The organism is Pantoea sp. ICBG 828 (assembly GCF_002928355.1).
Lineage (GTDB): Bacteria > Pseudomonadota > Gammaproteobacteria > Enterobacterales > Enterobacteriaceae > Pantoea > Pantoea dispersa.
Genome location: NZ_POWN01000006.1, coordinates 250711 through 270549 on the forward strand (window position 1 = coordinate 250711; position 19839 = coordinate 270549).

19 protein-coding genes are annotated in these 19839 nt (G+C 57.4%); 11 read left to right on the plus strand and 8 right to left on the minus strand.

Going from position 1 to position 19839, the window contains the following annotated elements:
• Nucleotides 1-8 precede the first annotated feature (8 nt).
• Nucleotides 9-2642 (minus strand): PqiB family protein, encoded by a 2634-nt coding sequence (locus C1Y43_RS16665; protein WP_058771299.1) that lies wholly within the window; start codon nt 2640-2642, stop codon nt 9-11.
• Nucleotides 2611-3855, minus strand: a complete 1245-nt coding sequence (yebS, locus tag C1Y43_RS16670; RefSeq protein WP_058771236.1) for a membrane integrity lipid transport subunit YebS — start codon at nt 3853-3855, stop codon at nt 2611-2613. Before yebS ends, C1Y43_RS16665 begins: the two co-directional genes overlap by 32 nt.
• Nucleotides 3856-4073: 218 nt before the next feature.
• Here yebS and C1Y43_RS16675 point away from each other — a divergent pair, with 218 nt between their 5' ends.
• From C1Y43_RS16675 to htpX, 4 genes are all read left to right on the plus strand, one after another.
• Nucleotides 4074-4574 (plus strand): GAF domain-containing protein, encoded by a 501-nt coding sequence (locus C1Y43_RS16675; protein WP_058774590.1) that lies wholly within the window; start codon nt 4074-4076, stop codon nt 4572-4574.
• Nucleotides 4575-4670: 96 nt separating this feature from the next.
• Entirely contained in the window at nt 4671-5351 is a 681-nt protein-coding gene (proQ, locus tag C1Y43_RS16680) for an RNA chaperone ProQ (RefSeq protein ID WP_088518134.1), read from the plus strand.
• A 20-nt stretch (nt 5352-5371) separates the two neighbouring features.
• Nucleotides 5372-7411 carry a carboxy terminal-processing peptidase gene (gene prc / locus C1Y43_RS16685; protein WP_021510017.1) on the plus strand — a complete coding sequence of 680 codons (2040 nt, stop codon included), beginning with the start codon at nt 5372-5374 and terminating at the stop codon, nt 7409-7411.
• A gap of 210 nt (nt 7412-7621) precedes the next feature.
• The gene (htpX, locus tag C1Y43_RS16690; RefSeq protein ID WP_021510018.1) at nt 7622-8503 is read left to right on the plus strand and encodes a protease HtpX; all 882 of its coding nucleotides are present in this window, start codon (nt 7622-7624) and stop codon (nt 8501-8503) included.
• A 41-nt stretch (nt 8504-8544) separates the two neighbouring features.
• On the opposite strand, the gene C1Y43_RS16695 is transcribed toward htpX, so the two are convergent.
• Nucleotides 8545-9927 carry an MFS transporter gene (locus C1Y43_RS16695; RefSeq protein WP_058774591.1) on the minus strand — a complete coding sequence of 461 codons (1383 nt, stop codon included), beginning with the start codon at nt 9925-9927 and terminating at the stop codon, nt 8545-8547.
• A gap of 162 nt (nt 9928-10089) precedes the next feature.
• Between C1Y43_RS16695 and kdgR the strand changes: the two genes are divergently transcribed.
• Nucleotides 10090-10881 (plus strand): DNA-binding transcriptional regulator KdgR, encoded by a 792-nt coding sequence (gene kdgR, locus C1Y43_RS16700; RefSeq protein ID WP_104188990.1) that lies wholly within the window; start codon nt 10090-10092, stop codon nt 10879-10881.
• 40 nt (nt 10882-10921) lie between these two features.
• Here kdgR and C1Y43_RS16705 read toward each other — a convergent pair whose 3' ends face one another.
• The gene (locus C1Y43_RS16705) at nt 10922-11158 is read right to left on the minus strand and encodes a YobH family protein (protein WP_021510021.1); all 237 of its coding nucleotides are present in this window, start codon (nt 11156-11158) and stop codon (nt 10922-10924) included.
• Between the two features lie 218 nt (nt 11159-11376).
• On the opposite strand from C1Y43_RS16705, the gene C1Y43_RS16710 reads away from it, so the two are divergent.
• The 5 genes from C1Y43_RS16710 to rlmA all read left to right on the plus strand — a co-directional run bounded on the left by C1Y43_RS16710 (nt 11377) and on the right by rlmA (nt 14522).
• Nucleotides 11377-11652, plus strand: coding sequence for a YebO family protein (locus C1Y43_RS16710; RefSeq protein ID WP_058781833.1), 276 nt, complete (start codon nt 11377-11379; stop codon nt 11650-11652).
• A gap of 18 nt (nt 11653-11670) precedes the next feature.
• Nucleotides 11671-12669, plus strand: a complete 999-nt coding sequence (locus tag C1Y43_RS16715; RefSeq protein ID WP_104188992.1) for an MBL fold metallo-hydrolase — start codon at nt 11671-11673, stop codon at nt 12667-12669.
• Nucleotides 12670-13207: 538 nt separating this feature from the next.
• Entirely contained in the window at nt 13208-13282 is a 75-nt protein-coding gene (locus C1Y43_RS23670) for a DUF2627 domain-containing protein (protein ID WP_110866451.1), read from the plus strand.
• An 83-nt stretch (nt 13283-13365) separates the two neighbouring features.
• Nucleotides 13366-13575, plus strand: coding sequence for a transcription antiterminator/RNA stability regulator CspE (gene cspE / locus C1Y43_RS16720; RefSeq protein WP_021510024.1), 210 nt, complete (start codon nt 13366-13368; stop codon nt 13573-13575).
• A gap of 140 nt (nt 13576-13715) precedes the next feature.
• Entirely contained in the window at nt 13716-14522 is an 807-nt protein-coding gene (rlmA, locus tag C1Y43_RS16725) for a 23S rRNA (guanine(745)-N(1))-methyltransferase (protein WP_104188994.1), read from the plus strand.
• Here the strand turns inward: rlmA and C1Y43_RS16730 are convergent.
• From C1Y43_RS16730 to manX, 4 genes are all read right to left on the minus strand, one after another.
• A complete protein-coding gene (locus C1Y43_RS16730) occupies nt 14519-14977 on the minus strand; it encodes a DUF986 family protein (RefSeq protein ID WP_104188996.1) in 459 nt (152 codons plus the stop codon). The genes rlmA and C1Y43_RS16730 overlap by 4 nt on opposite strands.
• Before the next feature lie 92 nt (nt 14978-15069).
• Nucleotides 15070-15915 (minus strand): PTS mannose transporter subunit IID, encoded by an 846-nt coding sequence (locus tag C1Y43_RS16735; RefSeq protein WP_021510027.1) that lies wholly within the window; start codon nt 15913-15915, stop codon nt 15070-15072.
• Between the two features lie 14 nt (nt 15916-15929).
• Entirely contained in the window at nt 15930-16730 is an 801-nt protein-coding gene (locus C1Y43_RS16740; protein ID WP_031280203.1) for a PTS mannose/fructose/sorbose transporter subunit IIC, read from the minus strand.
• A gap of 57 nt (nt 16731-16787) precedes the next feature.
• The gene (gene manX, locus C1Y43_RS16745; protein ID WP_104188998.1) at nt 16788-17750 is read right to left on the minus strand and encodes a PTS mannose transporter subunit IIAB; all 963 of its coding nucleotides are present in this window, start codon (nt 17748-17750) and stop codon (nt 16788-16790) included.
• A gap of 510 nt (nt 17751-18260) precedes the next feature.
• Between manX and C1Y43_RS16750 the strand changes: the two genes are divergently transcribed.
• Nucleotides 18261-19829, plus strand: a complete 1569-nt coding sequence (locus C1Y43_RS16750; protein ID WP_021510030.1) for a TerC family protein — start codon at nt 18261-18263, stop codon at nt 19827-19829.
• Nucleotides 19830-19839: the final 10 nt, after the last annotated feature.

A 19839-nucleotide genomic window follows, 5' to 3' on the forward strand; every position in this document is an offset into this window, starting at 1 on the left:
CCGTTGTCTTAGTTTGGCGACGGAATCGCCGTGCCCCAGTTGCGCCACTCTTTTGGCGCTTCATCCTGCAGCAGGAAGTGCTTGTCGGCACCGGCCTGTGGCGCCAGCGGCACCGTCGGTGGTGTGGCAAACTGGATGCCGCCGCGAATGAACTGCTGGAAGGTGCCGGTTTTCACCACGCCGCCAATCAGGCCAAAGTCGAGGTTATAACCGGAAGCCAGCCAGAACACCGAGTTGTTACGCACCAGATGCTGATACTTTTTGCTGATGCGCAGCGCGATTTGCACGCGGTCGGCCATGTTACCCAGCGAAGTGCCGGTGACCGTGCCAACTTCTACACCGCGGAACAGCACCGGCGTGCCAATCGACAGCGAACCGGCTTCGGTGGTATCCACATAGATGTTCAGCCCGTTGAGGTAACGCGAGTCGGTAATGGTGCTCTCCTGCAGCTCAAAGCTGCGCGCCAGCGCGCCTTTGCCCGGGTCCACGTTCACATACGGCTGCAGCAGCGTTTCCAGGTGATTAACGCCGGCGGGCGAAATCTCCGGCGAGACGACAGAGAAGCGGCTGCCGATGCGCGCGAAGTCCTGCACATACTCCGGATAGAGCACCGCTTTCGCCACCACCTGGTTGTTATCCTGGCTCAGCGCCAGCGACTCCACCTGACCGACGTTGATGCCGAGGTAGCGGATTGGCATGCCGGCCGACAGTTTGCTGGCATCAAAGGTGTGCAGGGTAATCTGGCTGCCCACCGCACGTGCGGCGGTTTCTGACGGATAGAGTACGCGCTTAACGCCTTTCGCTGCCTGCGCGCCCGTCAGGTTATCAAAGCTGATTGCGCCTTTCAGCGCGCGGTTCAGCGGCGAAGCCTGTACGGTCAGACCGCTGCCGTTAAGCTGGACTTTGGCACCGCCTTCGGCCCAGAACACGCTTTCGCTGGTCAGCAGCTTGCGATACTGCGGCTGGATATGGACCGAAATCTCAAACGCATCGGCGCGCGGCACCACATCCACCACTTCACCGACCTGGAACTTGCGGTACAGCACCACCGAGCCGGCCTGTACATCCGGCAGGCTGTTAGCGGTGAGTTTGAGCGTGGTTGGCGGCTGATCGCCGGTAATGCCTTCCGCCGCGCGCTCGGAGTCGGCGTACAGCGGATAGCGGCTGGACGGCTGACCTTTCGCACCCGGCACCAGCCGGATACCGCCGTCGACCCATTCGCGCGCGCTGGCGCCCAGCACCTGCATGCCGTCGAGGCCAAATTTAACGTCGAGACGGCTGTTAACGATGAACTTACTGTCGGCGTGTACCAGCTGGCGGTGCTCCGGATTGATGGCTGCCACAAAGCTGATGCCGTTTTCATCCAGCCGGCGCGAAATTACCTGGCCGATCTTCACGCCATACAGCATCACCGGCTGCCCGGCGTCGATACCGTAGGTTTCCGGCGCGCTGAGCTGAACGGTGAGCACATCCGGCTTCTGCAACAGCGTTTCGCTGGCCGGCAGCACGCTGAAGTGATCCTGCGGCTCACCTTCGCCCGGGACCAGTTCCAGCGTATTGCCGGTCAGCAGGCTGCTCAGGCTGGTGTCGGTCAGGCTGAGTTTCGGCGCGCGCATCTCAATCCGCGTGCCGCTGCGCATCAGGCCGGTAACGGAGGGATCGATCGTCAGCTCGCCGGACACTTTACCGCCCGGCAGCAGCGTCAGTTTGGTCAGAGTGCCCACTTCCAGCCCCTGATACATCAGCGGTGTGCTGTCGGCTTTCAGGTTGTCGCCGTTGGGCAGATCGAGCGAAATCAGCACGCCGCGCTGGCTGTGTGCCAGATCCGAATAGAGCTGATAGTTTTGATCGCTGTTGGCCTGTTCGCCGCTGTCCGGCGAGTCAAAGGCAATCGCGCCATTCACCAGCGCGGCCAGGCTCTCCAGCTTCACTTTGGCGCCGCTCAGGCTGACATCGGCGTCAACGCCCGAGACATTCCAGAAGCGGCTCTGTTTTTTCACCAGGTTGGTGAAGCGCCGCTCAATCAGCACGTCGATGGTCACGCCATCGGTATTACCGTTGATGCTGTAGTCATAGACGCGGCCGACCGGAATTTTACGGTAATAGACCAGCGAACCGGTGTTGAGCGAGCCGAGATCGGGCGCGTGCAGGTGAATCAGCAGTTCGCCGGTGTTTACCCGGTATTTTGGCTGGGTATCCAGCGCGGTAAAGTGATCGCGCTCTTTGCCGTCGCCGGGCATCATGCCGATGTAGTTACCGCCCACCAGCGCATCCAGCCCGGAGACGCCCGCCAGCGAGGCTTTTGGCGTCACCAGCCAGAACTGGGTGTTCTCCCGCAGCGCATCGCGCATGTCGCTCTTGATGCTGGCTTTGATCTGAATGCTGCGGTAGTCATCGCTCAGCACAATGCCCTGCACGGTGCCCACTTCCACGCCCTGATAGCGAATCGGCGTGCGGCCCGGCACGATGCCGTCCGCGGTCTGGAAGTTGATGGTGATGGTGGTGCCGCGCTCCTGATAGTTGGTCCATAACAGCCAGCCGGCAATCAGCAGGGCGATAATGGGCAAAAGCCAGAACGGCGAAATCTTGCGTTTATTACGCAGATTAGCGCTAGTCGGTGTAGTCGGCGTTTCCTGTTGCATGTGCATCCCAGATCAGGCGGCTATCGAGCCACTCAACGGCCATAATGGTCAGGATGACTGCCGCGCCAAAGTAGAAGGCGGCAGGTCCCATGGTAAAAGCCAGCAGCTGGTCACGATTGACCAGCGACATGGTTAAAGCAATGACGAACAGATCCAGCATCGACCAGCGGCCCACCCAGGTGACGGCACGCAGCAGACGGATGCGGGTTTTCAAACCCTGTTCACACTTAAAATGGATGCTAAGCAACAGCGTCAGCATCACTAACACCTTGGTAAACGGCACCAGAATACTGGCGATAAACACCACCGCGGCCACCGGCACGTTACCGGAGGCGAGGCCAAGAATACCGGAGAAAATGGTGTCTTCGCGCCGCGCACCGTTGACGTACACCACCGAAATCGGCAGCAGGTTAGCCGGGATCAACAGCACAATCGAGGCGATCAGCGCCGCCCAGGATTTTTGCAGGCTGTGGCGGCGGCGAAAATCGAGCGGCGTATGGCAGCGCGTGCAGCGTCCGCGTTCATCGGGCATACCGGTATGGTGGCAGTTCAGGCAAACCTGCCACCGCTCGGGCGGTTCGTGCGGCACCGACTGCGGGTAATAATGTTCCCACAGCTCCTCCACGTTGAGATGAATCAGCGTCAGCAGGCTCATAATTGTTAGCGCGATATAGGCGACCAGCCCGTAGCCGACCTCCAGCGCGGCATAATCCTGCACCTTAATCGACGCCACCGCCACGCCGACCAGATAGATATCCAGCATGACCCACTCTTTGAGTTTCTCCAGCATCAGCAGGACCGGGCGCAGGTTCATGCCGAGCGCGTGGCCAATCCACAAATAGCAGATGCCGGCCACCAGCGTCACCGGCGCGCCAATCGTGCAAAACGCCACCATGGCGGCCGTCAATACGTTGCCCTGTTGCGCCATCTGCAGCACGCCCTCCAGCAGGCTGGCGTTGATGCGCATGCCAAGCAGGCGGATATCCACCAGCGGCAGGCTGAAGGCGAAGGGCATCAGTACGATCATCGTGACGGCCATGGCGGTGAGCCGCGTCATTGACCAGTCGCGACCGTTCTGAATACGGGCATGACAGCGCGGGCAATAAGCCGACTGATGCGATTTCACATCCGGTAAGGAAAAAAGGGTATCGCATTGCGGGCAACGCTGATAACGTGCGTGGGGCAACGTCTGGCTGATGGCGTGAATTTTCATAAATGACGCAAGGGGCCCATTGTTCGTTACAGTTACCGGCATGCGGAGCAGAGCACGTCTGTCTGCATCAATCTATGGTACGAGAATAGTCTCAAGCATAGCGTGCTAAGGGTATAGTAACTAACACAATGATTCACCTTGTGGGGTTGGATTATTAGTGCTTATTTTAACAACTGAGTGACAACAAGGTCACGCCAGTGATGAGTTATGGTTAAACAATGAACAAAAAAGCCTTTTACGAGGATTTAAATCGCGATGTCCGCGCACTGTTAGCGGGCGAAACTTCTTTCCTGGCGGCGCTGGGCAACTGCAGTGCGCTGCTGTTTGAACGCCTGGAAGGGGTTAACTGGGCAGGCTTCTATTTGCTGACCGAGCCGGAGACGCTGGTGCTGGGGCCGTTCCAGGGCAAAATCGCCTGCGTACGCATTCCGGTGGGTAAAGGAGTATGTGGCACCGCGGTTGCGGAGGATAGCGTGCAGCGGGTTGAAGACGTGCACGCTTTCCCGGGGCACATTGCCTGCGACGCCGCCAGCAACGCGGAAATCGTGATTCCTCTGAAAGTGAATGGCACGATGGTCGGTGTTCTCGACATCGACAGTACGGTTTATTCTCGCTTCGATAGCGAGGATGAAGCGGGGCTGGTAGCCCTTACCGACGGGCTTTGTGCAGTGCTGGCGAACAGCGACATTGAAAAATTTCTTCAGCTGACGCGCAGCTAATCGACTGGATCACATAGCATTTGGCGATGTTGTCATTATAATGTCGCCTGTTCATGCCTGCTCTGGTCGGCAAACCCGTTGTAATCAGGAAATTTCATGGAAAATCAACCTAAGTTGAACAGCAGTAAAGAAGTCATCGCCTTTCTGGCGCAGCGTTTTCCGCACTGCTTTAGCGCCGAAGGTGAAGCGCGTCCGCTCAAAATCGGTATCTTTCAGGATCTGGTGGAGCGCGTTCAGGGCGAAAACAGCCTGAGCAAGACGCAACTGCGTTCGGCCTTACGCCTTTATACCTCAAGCTGGCGTTATCTTTACGGCATTAAAGCCGGTGCCACCCGTGTCGATCTCGACGGCAACGCCTGTGGCGTGCTGGATGAGCAGCACGTAGAACATGCGCGCAAGCAGCTGGAAGAAGCCAAAGCGCGCGTGCAGGCGCAGCGCGAGCAGCAAAAAGCGAAAAAACGTGAAGCCGGTGAAGAGACCGCTGAGCGTCGTCCGCGCAAGCCTGCTGCCCGTAAAGCGGCTGACGGCGACGCACCGCGTAAGCCACGTCCACAGGCCCCGCGTGCTGCGGCCGGTGAGCGTCAGGCTGCTCCGCGTCCACCGCGGGCAAAACCCGTCACTGACACTTCAACGTTGCAAGCGGGTCAAAACATCAAAGTCAAAGCAGGCAAAAGTGCAATGGACGCTACCATCCTGGAAATTACCAAAGATGGCGTCCGGGTACAGCTCGCTTCCGGCCTGGCAATGATTGTGCGCGCAGAACACTTGCAGTTCTGAAACGGAGGCCCGACCCTGGCATGAACAGCATTTTTAAGATCGGTATGATCGCGGGCCTGCTGCTGGCAGGCCCCACCTTTGGCGCGGACAACATTACCCGCGCCGACCAGATTCCCCAGTTACACGAAGAAGCACAGCATCCTACCGTCAGTGAACGCGTCACTTCGCGTTTCACCCGCTCTCACTATCGTCAGTTCGATCTGAATCAGGATTTTTCGGCGAAAATTTTTGACCGCTACCTGAATCTGCTCGATTACAGCCATAACGTGCTGCTGGCGTCGGACGTGGCACAATTCGCCGACAAGAAAACCACGCTCGGTGATGAGTTGCGCAGCGGCAAGCTGGATGTGTTTTACGATCTTTATAATCTGGCGCAGAAGCGCCGCTTCGAGCGCTATCAGTATGCGCTCAGCGTGCTGAACCGCCCGATGAACTTCACCGGCAATGACACCATCGATATCGATCGTGCCAAAGCACCGTGGCCGAAAAGCACGGATGAGCTAAACGCGCTGTGGGATGCCAAGGTGAAGTATGACGAGCTGAGCCTGAAGCTGGCCGGGAAAGATGACAAAGAGATTCGCGAGACGCTGACCAAGCGCTACAACTTTGCCATCCGTCGTCTGGCACAAAGCAACAGCGAAGATGTGTTCCAGCTGGCGATGACCGCGTTCGCGCATGAAATCGACCCGCATACGAACTATCTGTCACCGCGCAACACCGAGCAGTTCAACACCGAAATGAGCCTGTCGCTGGAAGGTATCGGTGCCGTGCTGCAGATGGATGATGACTACACGGTGATCAACTCGATGGTGGCCGGTGGTCCGGCGGCCAAGAGCAAATCCATCAGCGTGGGCGACCGCATTGTGGGCGTCGGCCAGCCGGGCAAGCCAATGGAAGATGTGATTGGCTGGCGTCTGGATGACGTGGTGTCCAAAATTAAAGGGCCGAAGGGCAGCAAAGTGCGCCTCGAGATCCTGCCAGCCGGCAAGGGCACCAAAACCCGTACCGTGACGCTGACGCGTGAGAAAATCCGTCTGGAAGATCGTGCGGTGAAGGGCACTGTGCACAACGTCGGCAAAGAGAAAGTCGGCGTGCTGGATATCCCGGGCTTCTACGTTGGCCTGACCGATGATGTGAAAGTGCAGCTGCAGAAACTGCAGAAGCAGAACGTCGACAGTATCGTCATCGATCTGCGTACCAACGGCGGCGGCGCGCTGACCGAAGCGGTATCGCTCTCCGGCCTGTTTATTCCGAGTGGCCCGGTGGTGCAGGTGCGTGACAATAATGGTCGCGTGCGTGAGGACAGCGACAACGACGGCATCGTTTACTACAAAGGTCCGCTGGTGGTGCTGGTCGATCGCTTCAGCGCCTCGGCGTCGGAAATCTTTGCCGCGGCGATGCAGGATTACGGCCGCGCGCTGATTGTCGGCGAACCGACCTTTGGTAAGGGCACGGTGCAGCAGTATCGCTCACTCAACCGCATCTACGATCAGATGCTGCGTCCGGAATGGCCAGCGCTGGGCTCAGTCCAGTACACCATTCAGAAGTTCTACCGCATCAACGGCGGCAGTACTCAGCGGAAAGGCGTCACGCCAGACCTGCTGATGCCGACCGGTGTGGAAGCAGCAGAGACCGGCGAGAAGTTTGAGGATAACGCGCTGCCGTGGGACAGCATCAACGCAGCGACCTACACCAAAACCGGCGATATCACGCCGCTGGTGCCGCAGCTGACCAAAGAGCACGCCGATCGCATCGCCAAAGATCGCGAGTTCCAGTACATCATGAAAGACATCGCGCGTTTCAACGCGATGAAGGACAAGCGTAACATCGTGTCGCTCAATCTGGCTCAGCGCGAGAAAGAGAACCACGAAGAAGATGCGCTGCGTCTGGAACGTATCAATGCGCGCTACCAGGCGGAAGGCAAAGCGCCGCTGAAGAGCCTGGACGATCTGCCGAAAGACTACAAAGAGCCGGATCCGTATCTGGATGAAACGGTGAAAATCGCTAACGATTTGGCCCAGCTGGAAAAAGATCAGCCAGCGCCGGCGGCAGCGAAGTAACCCTTCGGCCTGAAATCACAGCACCGCTGCGGCGGTGCTTTTTTTTGCCTGCAAATCGCCGCCCGGCAGGCTGCAGCCGCTACCATTACCAAATGTAAAGTTATGTCTTTTTAGGCACTTAAAGATTAAGGTCGCTTGAAAAGCGCCACAATGGACATAGGATGTATATCCGCGCATGAGCGCGAGCACAACTGAGGAAGATTAACGTTTATGATGCGTATTGCGCTTTTCCTGGTCACCAACCTGGCGGTGATGTTGGTATTCGGACTGATTCTGAGTCTGACAGGAATCCAGTCAAGCAGTGTTCAGGGTCTGATGATTATGGCAGGTCTGTTTGGCTTTGGCGGTGCGTTTGTTTCACTGCTGATGTCCAAATGGATGGCGTTACGCTCGGTCGGCGGTGAAGTGATTGAACAACCCCGTAACGAGACGGAACGCTGGCTGATGGAAACCGTCGGCCGCCAGGCTCAGCAGGTCGGCATTGCGATGCCGCAGGTGGCGATTTACCACGCGCCCGATATCAACGCCTTTGCCACCGGCGCACGCCGTGACGCCTCGCTGGTAGCGGTCTCCACCGGTTTGCTGCAGAATATGAGCCGCGACGAAGCGGAGGCGGTGCTGGCGCACGAGATCGCCCATATCGCGAACGGTGACATGGTCACCATGACGCTGATTCAGGGTATCGTGAACACCTTCGTGATCTTCATTTCGCGTATCATTGCGCAGGTGGCGTCTGGCTTCCTGTCCGGCAACCGCGACGGCGAAGAGAGCAGCAACGGCAATCCGCTGGTCTATTTTGCCGTGGCGACGGTGCTGGAACTGGTGTTTGGTATTCTCGCCAGCATCATCACCATGTGGTTCTCGCGCCATCGCGAATTCCACGCCGACGCCGGTTCTGCGAAGCTGGTGGGGCGTGAAAAGATGATTGCCGCGCTGCAGCGCCTGAAAACCAGCTACGAACCGCAGGAACCCAGCAGCATGATGGCGTTCTGTATTAACGGAAAAGGTAAATCGCTGAGCGAGCTGTTTATGTCGCACCCGCCGCTCGACAAGCGTATCGAAGCGCTGCGCAGCGGTGCCTACCTTAAGTAAGCCACATAGAAAATGAACAGGGCGCCTGCGGGCGCCCTTTTTTATGACTCTGCCGGCTGACGGCTTTGCGTCATGCGCAGCATACTGACGATCGCCGCCACGCTGGCAAAGGTCCCGGCCAGCAGCAGCGAAGCATGCGTGCCGCTGTCGTTGAACAGGTTAAACATCAGCGCCACCAGCGCGGCGCCGGTGCTTTGCCCGACCAGTCGCGCGGTGCCGAGCATGCCGCTGGCACCGCCGCTGCGCTGGCGCGGAGCCGACGAGATGATGGTGTGATTGTTGGGTGACTGGAACAGCCCGAAGCCGGCACCGCACAGCATCATACGCCAGATAATATCGGCATCCGTGGGTTGTGCAGGCAGCAGCGCCAGCAGAAACAGCCCGGCGGCAAACAGCGCCAGCCCCAGCCCACCCAGCAGCCCGGCATGAAACTTCTCGATCAGGCGGCCGGCAATCGGTGCCATCACCATGGTAGCCAGCGGCCACGGCGTCAGCAGCAGGCCGGTTGCGACTTCATCCCGGCCCAGTACGTTTTGCAGGAAAAACGGCAGCGACACCATCGCCAGCATTTGTGCGCAGAAAGAACAGATCGAGGTGCCGATCGACAACGAAAACACCGGAATGCGCAGCAAATCCACCGGCAACAGCGGCACCGGCATCGCCAGCTGACGCCGCACAAACACCACGCCGATCAGCAGCAGCGCCAGCAGCATACCCGCAATCAGCCAGCCATTTTCTCCCTGCGCGAAGCCGGTCAGCGCTGAAATCAGCAGGCCAAAAAACAGTGCATTCATGATGGCGCTCGGCACATCAAATTTCTGCTGCTTCGCTTTCTGCGTGTTATCCGGCAGGAAGCGCAGCGCCAGCCACAGCGCCACCACACCGAGCGGCACGTTGATCAGGAACAGCCATTTCCAGCTGGCGATGGAGAGAATCGCGGCCGCCACCGTGGGACCGGCGGCGCTGGAGACCGCCACGATCAGCGAGTTGATGGCCATGCCGCGTCCCAGAAAGCGCTGCGGGTAAATAATACGGATTAGCGCAGTGTTGACGCTCATCAGCGCCGCACCGCCGAAGCCCTGCAGCACGCGCGCCACGGTGAGCATATTCAGCGAAGAGGAAAGGGCACAGAACAGCGAGGTGAACACAAACAGCACCAGCCCGACCTGATAGACGCGCCGGTAGCCGAACATATCGCCAAGAAACGACAGCGACAGCAGCGAAATCACGATAGCGATTTGATAGGCGTTGACGATCCAGATCGATTCCGCCGGGCTGGCGTTCAGCTCACGCGCAATGGTCGGCAGCGCCACGTTGGCAATCGCGCCGTCCAGCACCGCCATCATGATGCCAAGCGCAATGGTAATTATTGCGCCGTAGCGCTGTGGAACGGGTAATCCATCCTGAGACACGGTAGGAGACATAAACAGGGAGAAGTGAAGTAAGTGAATATCATCATGCTAATCAATTTTCTGCCTGAAATCACCGCATTAATGGACAAAAATTACAAGTGGATGTGTCGTTGCCGCCGTCCGGCTGTAACCTCTATACTGGCGTTTTTTGCAAAAGCGTTAAGGAAGTCCCGCATGGCGAGCCGCGATAACGATAAACAGCCGGATGCCGTATCATCAGTGATGAAAGTGTTTGGCATTCTGCAGGCGCTGGGTGAAGAGCGCGATCACGGCATCACCGAGCTTTCGCAGCGGGTTATGATGTCGAAAAGCACGGTCTACCGCTTTCTGCAGACCATGAAATCACTCGGCTACGTGGCGCAGGAGGGCGAGAGCGAAAAATATTCGCTGACGCTCAAACTGTTTGAACTTGGCGCGCACGCGCTGCAGAACGTGGATTTGATTCGCAGCGCCGATGTGGAGATGCGCGAACTGTCGCGCCAGACCAAAGAGACCATTCATCTCGGCGCGCTGGAAGAAGACAGCATCATCTATATCCATAAGATTGACTCGCTGTATAACCTGCGCATGTATTCGCGCATCGGCCGGCGTAATCCGCTGCACAGTACCGCCATCGGCAAAGTGCTGCTGGCGTGGCGTGAGCGCGCGGAGGTGAACGACATTCTGCGTGAAGTGGAATTCCGTCGCAGCACCGCTAACACTATCGTCAACGCGCAGGCGCTACTGCCGGTGCTGGAGCAGGTCAGGCAACAGGGCTTTGGTGAGGATAATGAAGAGCAGGAAGCGGGAATTCGCTGTCTGGCGGTACCGGTGTTTGATCGCTTCGGCGTGGTGATTGCCGGCATGGGCCTCTCGTTCCCGACGGTGCGCTTCTTCGAACCGGCAAAAAAAGAGTATGTGGCGATGCTGCACCGTGCCGCGCGTAAGGTGTCGGAGCAAATGGGCTATTACGACTATCCGTTCTGAATCCTGCCGGGCTGACGCGCAGCCCGGCAGGCGGCTTAACTTAGTTATCGACCACTTCGCCGCTTTTCTTCAGCAGTGGACAATCGGTAACGCCAACAATGCCGCTGTCGGTGTGCAGATACTGTGCGGTAATCATGCCGCGCGCGGTCAGGTAGCTACACTGTAAGCCCAGCCCGGCTGCGTTTTTATTGCTGCCGGTTAACACGCCGTAGCCGGTAAACAGCATCGCCAGCCACAAGACAGCCAGCACCATCACCGCACGAATCAGTAGTTTCATTTTTATCTCCTTGTGTTACATAACGCAGCTGTTCCCGCATTGCTGCGAACTCTATAGTAGCAGCATGCCTCGCTTTTCTCGCCGGATCGATCAGAGATAACTGAAAGCGGCACGCAGGCGGGATAATCTGCTTTATCTCCGCCACCATATCTTTTCCGCACGCAACGAGTAGAATCAGCGGCGATGTACCTGAATGATGTTTGAGGATTGATGCAGTTATGAACGAATTAGCCGCCAGTACCGGTCCGCTGTTTAACTATGGCGTGCTGGCCATCATTGTGATTGTGGCGTTTATTGCCTGGTTTTTTGTTAACCGGGCCAGCGTGCGCGCCAGTGAACAGCTTCAGCTGCTGGAAGCGCTGCTGGAAGAGCAAAAGAAACAGAACGCGCTGCTGCGCCGTATCGCTGAGGCGCAGCCGGTGGCCGAAAAAGCGCAGGATGAGCAGGATGCCGGGGACAAGCGCGACTTTATTCGCCTGATTCCGGAACGTTAAGCCCACAACGGAGAGGCCATGGCCTGGCAAAATCCCTGGTATGACGCTTCGCTGGCCCATCATACGCCGCACGGCTTTCGTAACCCGGAAGAGGAGTTGCGTCAGCCTGGCGATCTTCAGCGCTGGCGGCGCGAGCGTAAGCAGCAGAATCTGCCGCTGCCACCGAAGTCCGGCTATGCGGCCTTTACCGCCAGCTGGTGCCAGCAGGCCGACCTGAGCGGTGAAGATGACCGTGTCTGGTGGCTGGGCCATGCCGCGCTGATGCTGCGTCTCAATCAGCGCTATATTTTGATCGATCCGGCGCTGTCGGCACGCGCTTCGCCGTTGCCGTTTGCCGGGCCGCAGCGTAAAACCCCGGCGCCGATCAGCGTGGCCCAGCTGCCGCATCTTGATTATGTGCTGATCTCGCATAACCATTACGACCACCTTGATCGGCCTACAGTGAAACGCATCGCCCGCCGCTTTCCTGCCGCGCACTTTCTGGTGCCGCTGGGGATGGCCGACTGGTGTCGCCGGCGTGGCGTGCGCACCGTCACCGAACTGGACTGGTGGCAGCAGGTGCACCTGGACGACATCAGTTTCACAGCCGTTCCCGCGCGCCACTGGAGCATGCGTACCTTCTGGGATCGCAACCGGTCGCTGTGGTGCGGCTGGGTAGTGCGTAATGCGCAGCTCAATTTCTGGTTCTCCGGCGATAGCGGCTACAGCGATAATCTCTCAGCCATCGCGCAGCGTCTGGGGCCGTTTAATCTGGCTGCGTTACCGATAGGTGCCTATGCACCAAAATGGTTCATGCGCGGCCAGCACATGGACCCGGATCAGGCGGTACAACTCTGGCAGCAGATAGGGCGACCGCTGGCAATTCCTATTCACTGGGGCGTGTTTGAGCTGGCGGACGAGTCGCTTGACGATCCGCCGACGGTGCTGGCGCAAGCATTGCAGCAGGCGGGCGAGGTCGATGCGCCTTTTGCCCCATGGCGAATTGGCGAGAGCCGCAGCCTGATGAATTACGATTAAGATTTATCCTAATCCCTTTTTGTTAAATGCCAGCGGCTTCCGCGCTTTTTAACATTTAATTGTTGGGTGTTTAGAAAAAAATGAGATAAATGCCAGCGTACAGTCTGCCTATATTTGGGGCAACGGCGATTATATTTTCCTGATTTTGGTGCAAAACTATTATTAACTTGTACTGTCAGGAATTTATTGTACAAGATTTAAGCGCTGCGCAGTTATGTTGCTCATTGCACAACGGCCAGTGAAATAGCTTATCTGTGCCATATTAATGCAATATTTTTTGCCTAGAATTATTCGGTTTAAATGTGAAAAAGCAGCGTTTGCCGCTGCGCTTGACGAAACGCAAGTCTGGCGCTAACTATACTGACGCATAGACTTTTTTGCACACGCCGAGGCGTTGCTGTCAATAACGTTATCCACCTTTCGCTGCCGGTTTCAGGCAATTATGTGCGGCATGTCGATCACTGTTTAAAAATGGCTTGCCATTAATTAGCGGATATGTGATAACGAATCGTGGGTCAAACGAGGTACAGTTCTGTTTATGTATGGCATCTTCAGTAAAGAAGTTACGAGTAAAGACGTTGACGTTGAATACCGCTTCCTTGCCGAACCTTAAATTAGTGCCTCATTCAGTAATGTCTCTGGTTTCTCTGTAAGACTGCCTGCGGGCAATATAAACACTCTAAGGAATTTGCAAAAATGGCAAAGATTAAAGGTCAGGTTAAGTGGTTCAACGAGTCTAAAGGTTTTGGTTTTATTACTCCTGCTGACGGCAGCAAAGACGTGTTCGTTCACTTCTCTGCTATCCAGGGCAACGGTTTTAAAACCCTGGCCGAAGGTCAACAAGTTGAGTTTGAAATTCAGGACGGCCAGAAAGGCCCGGCAGCAGTTAACGTTACTGCTATCTGATTTCGCTCTCAGGCTCGGTGTCATGCACCGCTGAATCGAATCTTAAAAGCCCTGCTCAATGAGCGGGGCTTTTCTTTACCCTTTCTGTTACCGGATGATCAGGGTAAACTGCGCCGCGAATCGCTAACCCGGAGTTATCTATGTCGTTGATTTGCCCACTTTGCCACCTCGCTTTGCACCTGCACGCCAGCAGTTATCGCTGTGCATCCGGTCATCAGTTCGATCGGGCGAAAGAGGGATACGTCAACCTGCTGCCGGTGCAGCACAAAGGTTCACGGGAACCGGGCGACAGCGCAGAGATGCTTCAGGCGCGCCGGGCCTTTCTGGATGCCGGACACTATCAGCCGCTGCGCGATCGGGTGGCGCAACGTCTGGCTCAGCCGCTCACGAACCGGCCCGCGCAGCTGCTGGATATCGGCTGTGGCGAAGGCTATTACACCGCCGCCCTGGCTGCCGCGTTGCCCGACAGCCATCTGTACGGTCTGGATGTGGCCAAAGCCGCGGTGCGCATGGCGGCAAAGCGCTATCGCGCGGTTAACTTTTGTGTCGCCTCCAGCCAGCGCCTGCCGTTTGCCGATGGTTCACTGGACGCCATCGTGCGCATTTACGCGCCCTGTAACGAGCAGGAGCTGAGCCGCGTTATCAGGCCCGGCGGCTATTTGCTGACGGTGACGCCGGGGCCGCACCATCTGCAGCAGTTTAAGGCGTTGATCTATCGTGAAGTGCAGCTGCATACGGCGGAAGAGAAAAACTATGCGGGATTTGAACAGATCGATCAGCAAAACCTTCACTACTCGATGACGCTGAACGGGGCGGAAGCGGTGAGCCTGCTGCAGATGACCCCTTTTGCCTGGCGTGCGCGTGAAGCGGTGTGGCAGCAGCTGGCTTCCAGCGCCAGCTTTAGCTGTGACGCGGATTTCACCCTGACGCTGTGGCAGCGCGTTTAACGCGCCTCCACCAGCGTATGATAGATTTTCTCCAGATCGTCGAGCTGTTTCACCGCAATCAGCAGGCGACGCTGCTCCAGCTGCATCACCAGAATGCCATCCTCTGACAGGTTCATACTCTGAATACGCCGGTAATCAATCCACACGCTGGCAAAAAACAGGCCGTCATTTTTCATCAGCAGCCGCGGGCTGCGGATCCAGAACAGCCAGATAGCCATAAAGCACAGCACCATCAGCAGGGTAGTGGTGCGCTGCGGGCCATGATGGCTGACGTTGTTCCACAGCAGAATCAGTAGCAGCACGATAAAGATGCCGCTGTCGATTTTATGGCGGCGACGCAGGGTGACGCGCAGTCGGGTCGGTCCATTGCGGCGGGGCAGGATGACATCGTCGTAAATCGCAAACAGGGCGAGAGCGGCGATCAGCAGGGCAATCAGGGCGTCAGTCAGTGACATACAGGCTTCTTCCTCAACCGAAGTGACCTCAGCGTTGGCGCTCAGGTCACACCGTTCAAAAAACGCCGGGAGTCTGACTCCCGGCGGTGAGATTACAGACCGAGCAGGCCGATCCAGTAACCAAAGATACCGATGGCAAAGAAGCCAACGATGATCCACAGCGCGTTAACTTTACGGCGCAGCAGCCACATACAGCCAAAGGTCAGCAGCAGTGGAATCAGGCCGGGCATCAGCTGGTCGAGAATCGACTGCACGGTGGTGACCGTGGTTTTGCCGGTCTGGTCGGTGATGCGGGATACCACCAGCGGCACGTTGACGTGCGTCCATTTGTTGACCAGCGCCCCCATGACAAACAGGCCGAGTATCGATGCCCCCTCGGTAAGTTTTTGCAGGAAGCCGCCGCCCATATCGCTGACGATATCCACCCCTTTGCGATAGCCATAAGCCACGCCGTAATAGCGGGTCAGCATGCGCGCAATGTTAAACAGGAAGAAGAACAGCAGCGGACCAAGCAGGCTGCCGCTCATCGCGATACCGGCACCCAGTGCGGCGAACACCGGACGCACGGTCCCCCAGAAAATCGGGTCGCCCACGCCAGCCAGCGGACCCATCAGACCCACTTTGATGCCGTTAATGGCACCGTCATCGATCGCCGCACCGTTGGCGCGCTGCTCTTCCATTGCCATGGTCACGCCGAGCACCGGCGCCGCCACGTAAGGATGGGTGTTGAAGAACTCAAGGTGACGCTTAATCGCCTGCTTGCGCTCGTCGTTGTTTTCCGGATACAGGCGACGGATCACCGGCACCATTGAGAAGCAGAAGCCCAGCGCCTGCATGCGTTCAAAGTTCCACGAACCCTGAAACAGGTTGGAGCGCAGGAACACACCGCGCACGTCACCGGGGGTGAGTTTCTTTGGAGTATTGGTTGTATCTACCATGATGTCACCTGTTCCTAGTCGAGTTCGTTGTCGAGGTCGTTGTTAGCCGGGCCCGCCGAGGCAGCGCCTGCAACGCGGTTGTATTTTGGCGCCAGCTGGATATACAGCACCGCCATTACCACGCCAATCACGCCCAGCGCCACCAGGTTAAAGTTGGTGAACGCGGCGGTGACAAAGCCAAGATAGAAGAACGGCATCAGGTAACCGGCACGCATCATGTTGATCACCATCGCGTAACCGACCACCACGATCATGCCGCCGGCGATGTTCAGACCATTGGTGACCACTTCCGGAATTGAACTCAGCAGGCTGTGTACCGCGCTGGTACCGACCGAGACCGCCACAATCAGCGCCGGGATAGCGATACGCATCGCCTGCAGCAGCAGGGCAGAGACGTGGATCCACGAAATCGCCGTCAGGTTGCCTTTCTCCGCAGCTTTATCCGCGGCGTGCTGGAAGGCGACAGTGATAGTACGCACGATGATGGTCAGCACCTGACCGGCTGCGGCCAGCGGGATGGCCAGCGCAATACCGGCACCGACGCTTTGACCGCCGGCAATGACCAGAATGGTAGAGATGATGGAAGCCAGCGCCGCATCCGGTGCCACTGCCGCACCGATGTTCATCCAGCCCAGCGCGATCATCTCCAGCGTACCGCCGATGATGATGCCGGTTTTCATATCACCCAGCACTGCACCAATCAGGGTACAGGCCACCAGCGGCCGGTGGAACTGGAACTCATCGAGAATCGATCCCATCCCGGCAATACAGGCCACAATAAATATCAACACTATTTGTAGCGAGGTTATTTCCATTGCATTTTTCCTCAGCAAGATCAGAACTTTTTGCCCACGCGCGCAGGCTCAGGCGAATCAGGCATTGACCTTCGCAATCAGGTCCATCATTTTCAGTTTCGGGTCGTTGGAGACTTTACGCACTTCCAGTTCGATACCGCGCTCATTCAGCTTGCGGAAGGCAGCGATGTCCTTCTCATCCACCGACACCGCGTTATTAACCTGCGTTTTCCCCTGACGGAAGGCCATGCCGCCGACATTCACCGACTTGATATCCACGCCTTGCTCTACCACGCGCTCAACATCGGTCGGATTGGTAAACAGCAGCATCACGCGATCGGAACCGTACTTCGGGTTGTTCCACACGCGGATCATCTTGGCGATATCCACCACGTGGGCGGTCACGCCCGGCGGCGCCACCTGAGTCAGCAGGGTTTTGCGTACATGATCGTTGGCCACTTCATCACTGACGACGATGATGCGCGTCACGTTGGTCTCTTTGGTCCAGCGCGTGGCCACCTGGCCGTGGATCAGACGGTCATCGATACGGGCCAGGCCAATTTTCATGTGCTCGCCCGGTGCCAGCGGCTTCTGCGGCTGGGCAGGGGCTTTCGGGGCGGGTGCGGCCGCTGCCGGCGCGGCGGATTCGGTTTTGAGCGCTTTCACCCCCTCGCGGCCGGCCTCGACGGCGATATGGATCAGCTCTTCCAGCGATGGATCGTCATCGCGCCCCATCAGGGTTTCCACCAGCATCGGGATGTTAACCCCGGCGATCACGTCATAGCCCGGTTTATCCACCACGATGCGGCTGGCGGCGTTAAACGGGCTGCCGCCCCAGGTGTCCACCAGAAACAGCACGCCTTTCGACGTGTCGAGTCGGGCGAGCTGCGCCTGATATTTTTCGATTAGCGTTTCTGCATTTTCGCCGGGAACGAAATCAATCCATCCGACATTTTCCTGCTCGCCCAACAGCATTTCTGCTGTTTTCAGCAGCTGTTCTGCCGCCCAGCCATGTGTACCAATTACAAGCGCAATGGTCACTTGCTACCTCCGTTCGCATGAGAGTTCCCGACCATGGCCGGGAATCATTGAGAATTACCGTTGTTATTTTCTGTGGATCGCCCGGGACTAAATTGAAGAAAGTCATCAGGAAAAGGCCCAAAACATTCCGCGATACAGCAGTAAGGTCGCGATTTATTTTAGTGAGCGAAAAAATAAAATATGTGACGTTGCTCTGCTATTCAGAGCGTACCGGCGGCAACGGGCATTTTTATGGCAGTTTCTTGCGCTGGCGCAGTTATTTGTAAATGTAAGAAAATTTTTTGACGTTGTTGATGTAACTGATACATTAGCTTTCTGTTTATTACTCAGGAGTACCGGGCTTTAGCTCACCTATATGGACCGTCACCGACGTCGCTTCACTTGTTCCCCGCGCTGCTCAGCGCGCACCCTGACACCTGCCGGTGTTGCCTCATCCGTTAACGCTCTCTCGTCTCGCCTTCCGGCGCAGGCTCAGTCGCGTTCGCCCTTACGTTTAGCAAGGAGTCATTGATGGAATTTCTCTTCGACCCCTCAATCTGGGCGGGTTTACTGACGCTGATCGTGCTGGAGATTGTGCTCGGCATCGACAACCTGGTGTTTATCGCCATTCTTGCCGACAAGCTGCCACCGAAACAGCGTGATAAAGCGCGCCTGATTGGTCTGTCGCTGGCGCTGGTGATGCGCCTCGGCCTGCTGTCGCTGATCTCCTGGATGGTGACGCTGACGCGACCCCTCTTCAGCGTAGGCGATTTCAGCTTTTCCGGACGAGATTTAATTCTGTTGATTGGTGGTTTGTTCCTGTTGTTTAAGGCCACCATGGAACTGCACGAGCGGCTGGAAAACCGTGGCATGGAGCATCAGGGCAATAAAGCCTATGCCAGCTTCTGGGCGGTCGTGACGCAGATTGTGGTGCTGGACGCGGTGTTCTCCCTGGATGCGGTGATTACCGCCGTCGGTATGGTGAACCATCTGCCGGTGATGATGACGGCGGTGGTGATTGCCATGGGCGTGATGCTGCTGGCCTCAAAACCGCTGACCCGCTTCGTCAACGCGCACCCAACGGTGGTGGTGCTGTGTCTGAGCTTCCTGCTGATGATCGGTCTGTCGCTGGTGGCGGAAGGCTTTGGTTTCCATATTCCGAAAGGCTATCTGTACGCGGCAATTGGCTTCTCGATTCTGATCGAGCTGTTCAACCAGATTGCGCGCCGGAACTTTATCCGTCATCAGGCGCACCGCCCGATGCGTGAACGTACCGCCGAAGCGATTCTGCGTCTGATGGGCGGGCGTCAGCGTAACCAGCCGGCGCATACTGAAGAAGCGTCGCTGACCGAAGCGATGCCGCAGGAAGCGTTTAAAGACGAAGAGCGTTACATGATTAACGGCGTGCTGACGCTGTCACAGCGTTCGATTCGCAGCATCATGACGCCGCGCGGCGATATCTCGTGGGTCGACGTCTCGCGTCCGCTGGATGAGATCCGCATTCAGCTGCTGGATACGCCTCACAGTCTGTTCCCGGTGTGTCGTGGCGAGCTGGATGAGATCATCGGCGTGGTGCGCGCGAAAGAGCTGCTGGTGGCGCTGGAGCACGGTATGGATGTCGCGACCTTCGCGGCCAACACGCCGCCGATTGTGGTGCCGGAAACGCTGGATCCGATCAACCTGCTGGGCGTATTGCGTCGCGCTAAAGGGAGCTTCGTCATCGTTACCAACGAATTTGGTGTGGTGCAGGGCCTGATTACGCCGCTGGACGTGCTGGAAGCGATTGCCGGTGAATTCCCGGACGAAGACGAAACGCCGGATGTGGTGGCGGATGGCGACGGCTGGCTGGTGAAGGGCGGTACCGATCTGCACTCGCTGCAGCAGCTGCTCGACCACCATGAGCTGGTCGATCCGGATGAAGATCACGCGTCGCTGGCCGGCCTGTTGATTGAGCAGAAGGGGCAGCTGCCGCTGCCGGGCGAGATTATCGATTTGCCACCGCTGCACTTCCAGATTATCGAAGCCACGGATTACCGTATCGATCTGGTGCGCGTCACCAAAGACAAGCCGCACCATGACGAGGAAGAGGGCGACGCCTGATGTCGTCCGG

Excerpts from the sequence above, each read along its gene's own strand:
- C1Y43_RS16665 (WP_058771299.1), bottom strand. The coding sequence starts at position 2,642 with ATGCAACAGGAAACGCCGACTACACCGACTAGCGCTAATCTGCGTAAT.
- yebS (WP_058771236.1), bottom strand. The coding sequence starts at position 3,855 with ATGAAAATTCACGCCATCAGCCAGACGTTGCCCCACGCACGTTATCAG.
- C1Y43_RS16675 (WP_058774590.1), top strand. The coding sequence starts at position 4,074 with ATGAACAAAAAAGCCTTTTACGAGGATTTAAATCGCGATGTCCGCGCA.
- proQ (WP_088518134.1), top strand. The coding sequence starts at position 4,671 with ATGGAAAATCAACCTAAGTTGAACAGCAGTAAAGAAGTCATCGCCTTT.
- prc (WP_021510017.1), top strand. The coding sequence starts at position 5,372 with ATGAACAGCATTTTTAAGATCGGTATGATCGCGGGCCTGCTGCTGGCA.
- htpX (WP_021510018.1), top strand. The coding sequence starts at position 7,622 with ATGATGCGTATTGCGCTTTTCCTGGTCACCAACCTGGCGGTGATGTTG.
- C1Y43_RS16695 (WP_058774591.1), bottom strand. The coding sequence starts at position 9,927 with ATGTCTCCTACCGTGTCTCAGGATGGATTACCCGTTCCACAGCGCTAC.
- kdgR (WP_104188990.1), top strand. The coding sequence starts at position 10,090 with ATGGCGAGCCGCGATAACGATAAACAGCCGGATGCCGTATCATCAGTG.
- C1Y43_RS16705 (WP_021510021.1), bottom strand. The coding sequence starts at position 11,158 with ATGAAACTACTGATTCGTGCGGTGATGGTGCTGGCTGTCTTGTGGCTG.
- C1Y43_RS16710 (WP_058781833.1), top strand. The coding sequence starts at position 11,377 with ATGAACGAATTAGCCGCCAGTACCGGTCCGCTGTTTAACTATGGCGTG.
- C1Y43_RS16715 (WP_104188992.1), top strand. The coding sequence starts at position 11,671 with ATGGCCTGGCAAAATCCCTGGTATGACGCTTCGCTGGCCCATCATACG.
- cspE (WP_021510024.1), top strand. The coding sequence starts at position 13,366 with ATGGCAAAGATTAAAGGTCAGGTTAAGTGGTTCAACGAGTCTAAAGGT.
- rlmA (WP_104188994.1), top strand. The coding sequence starts at position 13,716 with ATGTCGTTGATTTGCCCACTTTGCCACCTCGCTTTGCACCTGCACGCC.
- C1Y43_RS16730 (WP_104188996.1), bottom strand. The coding sequence starts at position 14,977 with ATGTCACTGACTGACGCCCTGATTGCCCTGCTGATCGCCGCTCTCGCC.
- C1Y43_RS16735 (WP_021510027.1), bottom strand. The coding sequence starts at position 15,915 with ATGGTAGATACAACCAATACTCCAAAGAAACTCACCCCCGGTGACGTG.
- C1Y43_RS16740 (WP_031280203.1), bottom strand. The coding sequence starts at position 16,730 with ATGGAAATAACCTCGCTACAAATAGTGTTGATATTTATTGTGGCCTGT.
- C1Y43_RS16750 (WP_021510030.1), top strand. The coding sequence starts at position 18,261 with ATGGAATTTCTCTTCGACCCCTCAATCTGGGCGGGTTTACTGACGCTG.